A 10,240-nucleotide genomic window follows, 5' to 3' on the forward strand; every position below is an offset into this window, starting at 1 on the left:
ATGCTACTCAGCCGCCTCGACCGGTAGAACGGGTTCACCATACGGCACATTGCGGCCCCCATAACGGCGCACACGGATGTTGCATTGCTCGGCATGGCCCACAAAGCCTTCGAGCATGCACAGACGTGATCCGTATTCACCGATCAGGGCGGCGGCCTCATCTGTGGTGATCTTCTGATAACTATGAGTTTTCAAAAACTTACCGACCCATAATCCACCAGTATAGCGACCCGCTTTTCTCGTCGGCAGCGTGTGGTTTGTACCAATCACCTTGTCACCATTGGCCACATTGGTGCGCGGTCCAAGGAACAACGCACCGTAAGAGTGCATGTTCTCAAGGTACCAATCATCCCGATCGGTCATGACCTGCACGTGTTCATAGGCCATGTCATTGGCCACCTGCAGCATCTCTTCGTGGCTGTCGCACACGATAACATCGCCATAATCCTCCCATGAGGTCAAAGCAGTTTCCCGCGTTGGCAGAATTTTCACCAGCCGATCGATTTCGGACAGGGTGCCCTCGGCAAGGCTGCGCGAGTTAGTGATCAGGCAGGCCGGAGAGTTGTATCCATGCTCAGCCTGACCCAGCAGGTCAGTTGCGCACATTTCGGCATCTACGGTGTCATCGGCAATGACCATTGTCTCGGTCGGGCCCGCAAAAAGGTCGATCCCGACGCGCCCGAACAGCTGCCTTTTCGCTTCGGCGACGAAGGCGTTGCCGGGGCCGACGATCATGTGGACCGGATCAATGGTCTCGGTCCCGATAGCCATGGCACCAATGGCCTGTATACCACCCAGAACAAATATCTCGTGCGCGCCGCCCAGATGCATCGCAGCAACGATGGCGGGATGCGGAGCGCCATCGACGGGCGGGGCTGACGCAACAATGCGCGGCACACCGGCGACCTGCGCGGTCAGAACAGACATGTGCGCGGACGCAACCATCGGGAATTTTCCGCCGGGGACATAACAACCAACGGATTGCACTGGAATATTCTTATGCCCCAAAATGACGCCGGGCATAGTTTCAACCTCGACATCCGTCATTGACGCCCGCTGCGCTTCGGCGAAGCGACGGATCTGCGTCTGGGCAAACCGGATATCCTCCATGTCGCGCGTCGAAACCTTTTGCATGGCCGCTTCGATCTCCGAGACGCTGAGACGGAACGAGGCAGGGCTATAGCCGTCGAATTTAGCACTCAACTCTCGGACCGCCGTGTCACCCAGTGCCCCGATCTTAACCAGAGTTTCCTCGACAACCTGGCGCACCCTTGCGTCTTCTTCTGCGCGGGCTTTGGCAGGTTTGCCGGACTTCAAGAATTGGATTGCCATTTCTGCCTCCTAAGCTGCGGGGTGCGTTTCAAAGTTCTTGGGAGCCTCGTGTCCCCAGCCTTTGCCGAGGAATACGTCACCGCCCAATTGCTGCACTATGCTTGCAAAATCGACGCGCACGATGTTCTCGGCAATTTTTGTGCCTTCGACCCGCCAGAAGTCGATATAGGGAATGCGGATCTTCTGGCCGGTGGCTCTGATACCCATGAAATCGCGATCCAAGGTAGCGTGACAGGCACCGAAACAAGCCGCCCAGTTGCCATCCTGCATGAAATGTTCAGTCGCAAAATCCCGGTTTCCAAAGAAGTTACGGAATGGAAGATACCACCCGCTTTCGAATTCACTAAGACCGTGTTTCAGTCCGCAGCCATAATTGGCATCCCAGACAAAGTCCTCGTGGAAAAAGTCGGACACATCGACATCAGAGCGTTGCAGGGCTGCTTCCATCGCGTGAACGACGTCAAGCGGTTTTACGACCGCACCGTGGCACTGTTTTCCCCGCCACAAACGGGTGACGGGCAGATCAAGGCGATCCCACCCTTTGCCGTCGAATACATCCCGGCCCAGTTGCGCCGCGACGCTGGCCAGATCAACACTCACCTTATTGTAGGCAATACGACCATCGCGGACCTGCCAGAAATCGACATAAGGAATGTGTAGCGGCCGCCCGGTCGCAGGGATGCCCATGAATGCGCCCGAGTGAGTAGCATGACAAGTTCCCACACAAGCCGCCCACTTGCCGTCTTCAAGCCAAATCTTGGTGTCAAAGCGACGATCGTCAAAGGCGGCCCGGAACGGCTGCTGCCAGCCCTGTTCGAAATCGCGTAGGCCGGACTTCCGACCACAGCCTGCATTGCCATCCCAGATGAAGTCGTCGTGAAACCAGGGCGACATATCCGCCTCGGACCGGCCAAGCGCCCGCTCCATGTCTTTGACCAGATCGAGAACAGCGCCCATTACGATGCTCCCGGAGGTTGGGGTGGCGTTGCTTCGCCTCGGTCAAATGCTTCCCAGCCTTGACCGTCAAAGACGTCATGCCCGATTTGCGACAACACATGTGGGAAATCGACCATGACCCAGTTGTCGACAATTTTGCCGTCCACGACTTTCCAGAAATCCATGTACCGGATTTCGATCCGTTTGCCGGTTGGGGCAATTCCCATGAACGCGCCAGAATGCGTTGCTTCCTGACGGCCAAACGCAGCGGCCCATTCCCCCATGTAGAGACGTGCTTCGTCGACACAGACCTTGTCCGAGAACGCCGCTTGGAATGGGCGCTGCCAGTTGTCCTGAAATTCTTTGAGCCCATCCTTGGTTCCGCAGCCATAATTGCCCATCCAGCGGAACCCTTGGGTAAAGAAATCACCGATGTCGCTGATACGATGATCGTTTAAGCCATCAACCATACCTTCGATCACTGCTCGCGTTTCATCGGTTTTACTCATGTCCGTATCGCGGCTCAGGACGGCCTGTTCGGGGCGAGAACCTTTCATGCGGCGTCCTCCGAGATGGTGCGACCGGCTCGGTACTCGATCATCATTGGTGGTGCGTTGGTATTCGCGCTGGTGATTTTTGGCATGATGCTTGCATTCGCGCCCCATAAGTCATCGAACCCGCGAACCTTCAGTCGTTCCGTATCGGGGGTTGCGGTGTCAGTTCCCATGCTCAACGTGCCAACCGGGTGAAAAGCCGCAGCGGCACAGCCGGCGGAACCTGCGCCGATGACGATGAAATCGTATTCTGCTTGGTTGGACATGGTGTGTTAGTCCAGTCTTTCGCCGGTTGTGGCGTCAAAAAGATGGCAGACTTCGGGTGGGATATGCACGGCGGTATGGTCGCCGATTTCAGCGCGGTATTCTTTGCCAGCGCGAACCGACGCGATGGTTCCGCCCAGTTTCAATGTTGCAATCGTGGCATCGCCCAACAGTTCAAGCGAGTAGAGCGGGGCCGAGGACGTCCCGTTCGGATCCAGAGTGGCGTCTTCGGCGCGAAACCCCAGCGTCACATTACTTTCAAGCTTACTCGAAAGCCCGCTGATCGAAACATTCTGACCCGTAAATGTCCCGCCCGAAATTTCACCCTCGAGAAGGTTCATGGCGGGACTCCCAATAAAGCTGGCGACGAATGTATTTGCAGGCCTGTCATAAATGTCTGTGGGCGTGCCCACTTGCTGAACCACGCCGTTGCTCATCACAACGACCCGATCGGCCAGCGTCATTGCCTCTATCTGGTCATGGGTTACGTAGATTGTTGTCACCTGCAACTCATGGCTGAGGTTCTTGATCTGGTGGCGGGTCGAAACCCGCAGTTTGGCGTCTAGGTTGGAAAGTGGCTCGTCCATCAGGAACACATTGGGCTCCCGCACAATGGCCCGGGCCAGTGCTACACGCTGTCGTTGGCCGCCCGACAATTCGGCAGGTCGGCGGTGCATGAAATCGGTCAACTCGACCATTTCTGCCGCGCGTTTGACGCGTTCATCATGAGTTGAAGGGTCGATTTTGCGCACCTTCAGCGGAAAGCGGATGTTCTCGTAAACGTCCAGATTCGGATAAAGAGCATAGCTTTGGAACACCATCGCCACGTCTCGGTCTTTTGGATTCAGGTCATTGACCGTGCGCCCATCAATCGTGATCTCGCCTTCGGTTACGTCCTCCAGGCCCGCGATCATTCGCATTGTGGTTGTTTTACCGCAGCCAGACGGGCCGAGCAGAACCAGAAACTCTTTGTCGGCAATGGTCAGGTCGAAATTCTGGACCCCGACAAACGAACCCCAGCGCTTTGAAATGTTCTTCAGCTGAATCTCTGCCATCCTGCATCCATCCTTTGCATTCGTTCCCAAAAATTTGCCAGTGAATGCAATTATTGGCAAGTGGAACTTTTGGGTTGATGTGTTTTGATGCGTAGTTCAGAGGTAGAATTCCGTGATATTGGTGTATTTACAGTTATTTTAGGGAAAAGAAGGAATTTCTTGTCACATGCGCGAATATTGGCATAATGATGAATGCGAATGCATAATTATCGTCAGAATAGCGATTCGATAACGCTGCAGGCATCGACCTGCAAAACAGGGTCCAACCGGAGGGTTATTAATATGTCTTTCATGAAAAGCTTTGCAGCCGGTACTGTTGCGGCGCTTATGGCGACCGCAGCCTATGCCGAGTGCGAGATCGCCAGCGGCAACGTCAATGTGCTGGCGAATGATTTTCCGGCGCTAAAGGCCATTACGTCAACGGCCGCTGAATGCACTGGCGGCGTCACGATAGCGGCCAACCACAACAAGGATTTCCGCAACTTTTCCGTTCAAGCGCTGACGCCAAATCCGGCCGAGTATACTTCGGTCATCGTTGCCAATTCCTCGATCGTTCCACTGTTGAACGAAGGGTTGATCCGTCCGCTGGATGATCTGGTCGCCAAGCATGGTCAGAACCTGGGCAAGAACCAGTTGATCACCATTGACGGCAAGATCATGGCGATTGCTTTCATGGCCAACGCGCAGCATCTGTTCGTGCGTCAAGATATTCTGGATCAGGTGGGCAAGCCTGTGCCGACGACATGGGAAGAGGTGGTCGAAACAGGTCAGTCTATTCGCGATGCAGGTATCATGGATCACCCCTTTGCATTCCTTAGCATGTCTGACTGGAACTTGGGTGAGGAATTCGTGAACATGTATCTGGGTCACGGGGGCGAGTTTTTCAAACCCGGCACGGCGGAACCTGCGATTAACAACGAAATTGGTGTAGCGACTCTGAATATGTTGAAAGAGTTGGTGTCGATGTCGAACCCGGATTTCCTGACCTACAATACTGCGACAGTGGTGCCGATTTGGAAATCGGGAAACTTGGCCATTGCACAGCTTTGGGGCTCCAGCGGTGGCGAACTTTTGGGCAGTGAGGGGTCCGCGGAAGGTGTTGCCGAGAATACCGTTTTGGCCGGTGCCCCCACCGTTGCAGGCGGTGATACTCCGTCGTCCACATTGTGGTGGGATGGGTTCACAATCGCCAAGAACATTTCGGACGAAGATGCCGAGGCAACCTTTATCGCAATGATGCACGGTACGTCGGACAAGATGGTCGAAGCCAATAACGACGCAGCGGTCTGGCTGATGGACTCGTACAAGCCTGGCCCGGCGGCAGTCGGCGTTGCTGAAACTGCAACCGGTGGGGCCGATCCATATCCGATGTTGCCTTACATGGGCTTGCTGCATCAGGCGATCTTTGAAGAGCTGCCCGATTTCCTGCAGGGTAATGAAAGCGCCGAAAAGACGCTGGCAGACATCGAGGCCGCCTATATCGCAGCGGCCCAGGAAGCTGGCTACCTCTAAGAACCGAACCCGGGGCGGTTTCGACCGTCCCGGAATCTTCCGCCCAGTTCGTGGGGCAGATGTAGGTATTGGGTCATGAAGCACCGCACATTCTTTTGGTTTATCCTGCCATCTCTGGCCGCGATGATCTTCTTCATTGCTTTGCCGATCGTGTCGGTTGCGGTGCAATCGCTGTTCGTTGAACACGAGCAGATCATGGTCGAGGTTGAAAACTGCGGGCCATTCAATTGCGAAACGGTGCTACAGGTCGACAATGAAGCCACGGCGGCATTGCAGGAAGAGGCGCCTCTGGGGCGTTTCAATGGACTGGGAACCTACACAAACCGTAAACATCTTGCCTTGAAAGAGGTGGGTGTCGCCTGGGACGAGACAGAAACGTTTGGCGCGTTCCTGTCCGAACTTATCAATCTGCCGTTCTACAAGGCGTTGTTCTTCACGCTGACCTATACTGCAATTGTGACGCCCTTCGTGATCACGTTGGGGCTTGGCGTAGCACTGGCTGTGAACACATTGCCGCAGCTTCTCAAAGGCCCGACAATCTTTGTCTCACTTTTACCAATGATCGTGACACCTCTTATCGGTGCGCTGATCCTGTTCTGGATGGTTGATGCAGACGGCATCATTGGCGCGACATTGCAGAAAATCTTCAACGATCCGAATTTGTCAATGAAGGCATCAACTCCGCTGACATGGATCATGCTTATCGTTTACGGAATCTGGAGCTCGACCCCCTTCAGTTTCATCGTTTTTTATGCAGGCTTACAGACCGTGCCAAAAGAAACGCTTGAGGCCGCCGAAATCGATGGTGCCTCGCGATGGCAGGCCATCCGCTATGTGGTTGTGCCTTACATGATGCCGCTGGTGGTGTTCATTACTCTGATGCAGTTGATGGACAATTTCCGGATGCTTGAACCCATCGTCGCCTTTTCGGCTTCGGCTAAAGCGACGTCACTGTCGTGGCTTATTTTCAACGACCTGCGCGGTGGCGACGTCCAGCTATTTGGTTCAGCCGGGGCCACATCAATTCTGACCATTCTCGGCGTCGCAATCTTGTTGACACCCGTACTGATCCGTACCTGGCGAGACTTTAACCGGAAGAGGGCCTGATCATGTCATCATCTGCTGCAGCGAGACGGTCTAAGGGGCTGATCTGGTTAACCGCAAGCTTTGTTGTTCTATGGATCTTTATCGCAGCAGGCCCGTTCCTGTGGACGGTCTGGGGCTCGTTCAAGGTTCAGCCGGATTTCTTCTCGAAAGCGGACTGGCGCAATGCGCTCTATGGTGTGATGACAACAGCCGAAACTGGCAGTGCCTTCACTGGCGGGGGCTACTTTGGCGCATGGGTTGAGCAGGAATTCTGGCGCAACACGATCAACACCGGGATAGTTGTATTCTTCACCGTGGTGATCTCTCTGACCCTCGGTACCCTTGGTGGTTACGCTTTGGCGCGGTCGGGGTTTCGGTACGCGTTCTGGCTGCTAATGGCGGGACTGGTGTTCCGGGCCATGCCGCATATCACTCTGGTCTCGGGTTTTCTGTTGCCATTCTTCGAATGGAACGTCTGGGGTAAGCTTTCGACAACGATTATTGTTCTGGTGGCGATCAATCAGCCGTTTACATTGTGGATGCTGCACTCGTTCTTTCTGAACATCCCCAAGGACATGGATGAAAGCGCCATGGTCGATGGCTGCACGCGGTTTCAGGCGTTTCGCTACGTTATCATTCCGGTGATGTGGCCTGGGGTGATTACCACCGGGCTGTTCAGTTTTCTGCTGGCTTACAACGACTTTGCAGTTACTGCAGTGCTGCTGAGCTCTGAAAACCAGACGATGGTTCCGCGAATTGCCAGCTTCCTTGGCACGGTTCGAGAGACAGGGGATGTGATGTTCGCTGTTGCCGCGGCTGTCAGCGCGATGGTTCCGCTGTTCTTCCTGGTTCTGTTCTTCCAGCGCCAGATTGTCAGCGGTCTGACAGCCGGTGCGGTCAAAGGCTGATGCTTCAAATAGTGGGGAGATGATATGTCACGATCATACGGACCAGCGCGACCATTGGCCCGGCGCCACATGCCGGATGGTTATGACATATCCCTGCAGACCTATACACGGAACCGAACCGTTCGCATTCCCGAGGAATTCGGCCCGGCACAGAGTTTTCGGGGTTTTGACCCTGATTACCGCAACATCGTCGATTATATTGTCCGCATCACTCATCGTATCTGGGAAACCGACGGGCGGCAGGTCGACTATATCACCGACTGCTATGCCCCGACTTCGCTGGTTTACGACGACTATGGCCTTCAGACCGGCAATAAGAAGATCATAGCGGACACGCATCACACGACCGGCGCATTCCCGGACATCATTCTGGACGCGGAAGAGGTCATCTGGGCCGGTGATGATGATATTGGCTTTCATACCTCACATTTGACGCGAATTTTGGGGACGAATACCGGGCCAAGCCGATATGGTTCCGCCACGGGGCATGGCGTTGACGTTCCTGTCATTGCCAATTGCGTGGCTTTGGAGAACGATATTTTCCTCGAACATGTGCTCTACAACACCTCTGCGATGTTGCAGCAACTTGGTATCGATCTTTGGGCCGAGGCTGATCGGTTGGTTGCCGATCCGCCAGCAGGATGGCCGCGCAGCCAGGAAACGTGGGACCAATTGCGCCAGGCGGTAGCGCCTGAACGGCCACTGTCTGAAGCTGAACCGGTTGACGGGTTTGACCCCGATATCTTTGCCCGCAGCCTGCATGACAATATCTGGAACGGCGACCTAAGCGCGGTTGATGCCGCCTACGCCGCAGATTTGCCTTTCGAAGGCACGACCGAAAGGAAGTTCAAGGGCCGAGCCGCTTACAAGAACTACATACGCGGATTAAGAGCAGCTTTTCCCGACCTGACCCTTCAGGTTGACGAAGTCTATTGGATGGGCAACGAGCCTGACGGCTGGCGCATCTCAACCCGATGGAGCGCAGAGGCGTCGCATGCTGGTGAATCCGAAATCTACAAAGCGCCCACAGGCGCAAAATGCCAAATATGGGGCATAACCCAGTGGCGCGTCAAAGCCGGCAAGGTGGAGCAGGAATGGCAGCTTTTCAATGAATTTGACCTGATGATGCAAGTCGCCAAGGCGCGGTACAAAAGAAGTTGAAAGGCAGAAAGGCACCAGCCTTAGAGGCCATAATGACCGGAAAAAAAGAGCCCCACTCATGACAAATCTGCAATCTGCCAAAGCACTTGTACGCGACTACTATGCCGCGATCGACAAGAACCCCCTTGAGGCGGTTCAGAAATATTGCGCCCGGGATGCGATATGGCGTGGGTATCACCCGTTCAACGAAATTCATGACCCGGTTGAAGTCGCGGAACGGTTCTGGATTCCACTGAAGAATTCCGTCACCAGAATGCAGCGGCGGCTTGATTTGTTCATGGCCGCTGAAAACTCGTTGGAGCATGGTGGCACATGGGTTGCTTCGATGGGTCATTTGATGGGGCTTTTCGATCACCCTTGGCTGGATATTCCGCCAACCAATAAAATCGTCATGCTTCGCTATGCCGAGTTTATGCGGGTCGAAGGTGACAAGATCACGGACACGGCCATGTTCTTTGATATCCCGCATTTGATGATGCAGGCCGGCTTAAACCCGTTTCCCCCGCAGACCGGGGCTCAGCTGGTGCAACCCGGACCGATGACGCATGACGGGGTCATGTTTGACGAACAAGACCCGGAAGAGGGGCGCAAGACCCTTGCTGCGATCAACTTCATGATCGACGATATCCGTGACTGGAAAGGCAGGGAAGAGCAGGGATTATTGACGGAATTGCCCCGCAGCTGGAACGACGACATGATCTGGTGGGGACCATCCGGCATCGGTGCGACCTACACAATTGAACGCTACGCGAAACAGCATGCCGGACCGTTTCGCGATGGTCTTACAGACCGCATTTTCAACGGTCATATCGCGCGGATTGCGGAAGGCAGCTTCGGCGGGTTCTTCGGCTGGCCGAATCTGACGTTGACCCCATCGGGTGGGTTCATGGGCATGCCGGCCACTGGCAAATCCTCGGATATGCGGGTTATCGACATGTACCGCCGGTCAGGCGACAAGCTGACCGAGAACTGGATATTCATCGATCTTCTGCATTTCTGGAAACAGCAGGGTCTGGATGTTCTTTCCCGCCTTCCCTACATGCGCGGCTGATTGACAAGCGGCCATCCGACCCAAGTTGGATGAAACAATGGCAAACTGAGGTGGCAACTCTGGAATACGGAACGGCTGATCGGCCAGAAACGACCGTTGTTTCCCAAACAGGTCTGGGCCAATCCTACCACTTGGAGTTTGCGGGCACTCTCAGGAGCTTGGCGCTGTTCAACCTAGCGGGCGACAGCAAACTGCGGGGTTGCGATCTGGTCTGTCTGAAAGTGCCCGATCTCGTCAAGCATGACCGAGCCCGCGAGCGCGCGTCCATCTCGAGTTAGGTTTCCAACTTGGCCTTCCGCGCAAGCCGGCGGCGGAAAGCATCTGTCTCAATGACGCAGGTGAGATCGAAGGCTTGTTCTAAGCCGCCAGATAAGACATCTC

General features: G+C 55.0%; 11 protein-coding genes. 6 read left to right on the forward strand and 5 right to left on the reverse strand.

The window, feature by feature from the left end:
• Positions 1–3: 3 nt before the first annotated feature.
• The 5 genes from hisD to HW561_RS18535 are packed head-to-tail and all read right to left on the reverse strand — an operon-like array spanning position 4 to position 4,141.
• Complete coding sequence (hisD, locus tag HW561_RS18510; protein WP_176866857.1) at positions 4–1,332, reverse strand: histidinol dehydrogenase; 1,329 nt, start codon at positions 1,330–1,332, stop codon at positions 4–6.
• A 9-nt stretch (positions 1,333–1,341) separates the two neighbouring features.
• A complete protein-coding gene (locus HW561_RS24015) occupies positions 1,342–2,289 on the reverse strand; it encodes an ester cyclase (protein ID WP_235962978.1) in 948 nt (315 codons plus the stop codon).
• On the reverse strand, positions 2,289–2,825 hold the full coding sequence (locus HW561_RS18525) for an ester cyclase (protein ID WP_176866858.1): 537 nt from the start codon (positions 2,823–2,825) through the stop codon (positions 2,289–2,291). Before HW561_RS18525 ends, HW561_RS24015 begins: the two co-directional genes overlap by 1 nt.
• Positions 2,822–3,088 carry a GMC oxidoreductase gene (locus HW561_RS18530; RefSeq protein ID WP_176866859.1) on the reverse strand — a complete coding sequence of 89 codons (267 nt, stop codon included), beginning with the start codon at positions 3,086–3,088 and terminating at the stop codon, positions 2,822–2,824. Before HW561_RS18530 ends, HW561_RS18525 begins: the two co-directional genes overlap by 4 nt.
• A 6-nt stretch (positions 3,089–3,094) precedes the next feature.
• The gene (locus HW561_RS18535; RefSeq protein ID WP_176866860.1) at positions 3,095–4,141 is read right to left on the reverse strand and encodes an ABC transporter ATP-binding protein; all 1,047 of its coding nucleotides are present in this window, start codon (positions 4,139–4,141) and stop codon (positions 3,095–3,097) included.
• A gap of 282 nt (positions 4,142–4,423) precedes the next feature.
• Between HW561_RS18535 and HW561_RS18540 the strand changes: the two genes are divergently transcribed.
• From HW561_RS18540 to HW561_RS18565, 6 genes are all read left to right on the forward strand, one after another.
• The gene (locus tag HW561_RS18540; RefSeq protein WP_176866861.1) at positions 4,424–5,653 is read left to right on the forward strand and encodes an ABC transporter substrate-binding protein; all 1,230 of its coding nucleotides are present in this window, start codon (positions 4,424–4,426) and stop codon (positions 5,651–5,653) included.
• 75 nt (positions 5,654–5,728) lie between these two features.
• Entirely contained in the window at positions 5,729–6,760 is a 1,032-nt protein-coding gene (locus tag HW561_RS18545) for a carbohydrate ABC transporter permease (RefSeq protein WP_176866862.1), read from the forward strand.
• A gap of 2 nt (positions 6,761–6,762) precedes the next feature.
• A complete protein-coding gene (locus tag HW561_RS18550) occupies positions 6,763–7,647 on the forward strand; it encodes a carbohydrate ABC transporter permease (protein ID WP_176866863.1) in 885 nt (294 codons plus the stop codon).
• A 24-nt stretch (positions 7,648–7,671) separates the two neighbouring features.
• On the forward strand, positions 7,672–8,808 hold the full coding sequence (locus HW561_RS18555; RefSeq protein ID WP_176866864.1) for a nuclear transport factor 2 family protein: 1,137 nt from the start codon (positions 7,672–7,674) through the stop codon (positions 8,806–8,808).
• A gap of 58 nt (positions 8,809–8,866) precedes the next feature.
• Entirely contained in the window at positions 8,867–9,859 is a 993-nt protein-coding gene (locus HW561_RS18560) for a nuclear transport factor 2 family protein (RefSeq protein WP_176866865.1), read from the forward strand.
• A gap of 29 nt (positions 9,860–9,888) precedes the next feature.
• Positions 9,889–10,137, forward strand: coding sequence for a hypothetical protein (locus HW561_RS18565; RefSeq protein WP_408015400.1), 249 nt, complete (start codon positions 9,889–9,891; stop codon positions 10,135–10,137).
• Positions 10,138–10,240: the final 103 nt, after the last annotated feature.

It is taken from the genome of Ruegeria haliotis, from assembly GCF_013377785.1.
In the GTDB taxonomy this organism is placed as follows: Bacteria; Pseudomonadota; Alphaproteobacteria; order Rhodobacterales; family Rhodobacteraceae; genus Ruegeria; species Ruegeria haliotis.

Bases quoted from the DNA above. Each gene is read 5' to 3' on its own strand.
- HW561_RS18550 (WP_176866863.1), top strand. From the start codon at position 6,763: ATGTCATCATCTGCTGCAGCGAGACGGTCTAAGGGGCTGATCTGGTTA.
- HW561_RS18545 (WP_176866862.1), top strand. From the start codon at position 5,729: ATGAAGCACCGCACATTCTTTTGGTTTATCCTGCCATCTCTGGCCGCG.
- HW561_RS18525 (WP_176866858.1), bottom strand. From the start codon at position 2,825: ATGAAAGGTTCTCGCCCCGAACAGGCCGTCCTGAGCCGCGATACGGAC.
- hisD (WP_176866857.1), bottom strand. From the start codon at position 1,332: ATGGCAATCCAATTCTTGAAGTCCGGCAAACCTGCCAAAGCCCGCGCA.
- HW561_RS18560 (WP_176866865.1), top strand. From the start codon at position 8,867: ATGACAAATCTGCAATCTGCCAAAGCACTTGTACGCGACTACTATGCC.
- HW561_RS18530 (WP_176866859.1), bottom strand. From the start codon at position 3,088: ATGTCCAACCAAGCAGAATACGATTTCATCGTCATCGGCGCAGGTTCC.
- HW561_RS18565 (WP_408015400.1), top strand. From the start codon at position 9,889: ATGAAACAATGGCAAACTGAGGTGGCAACTCTGGAATACGGAACGGCT.
- HW561_RS24015 (WP_235962978.1), bottom strand. From the start codon at position 2,289: ATGGGCGCTGTTCTCGATCTGGTCAAAGACATGGAGCGGGCGCTTGGC.
- HW561_RS18535 (WP_176866860.1), bottom strand. From the start codon at position 4,141: ATGGCAGAGATTCAGCTGAAGAACATTTCAAAGCGCTGGGGTTCGTTT.
- HW561_RS18555 (WP_176866864.1), top strand. From the start codon at position 7,672: ATGTCACGATCATACGGACCAGCGCGACCATTGGCCCGGCGCCACATG.
- HW561_RS18540 (WP_176866861.1), top strand. From the start codon at position 4,424: ATGTCTTTCATGAAAAGCTTTGCAGCCGGTACTGTTGCGGCGCTTATG.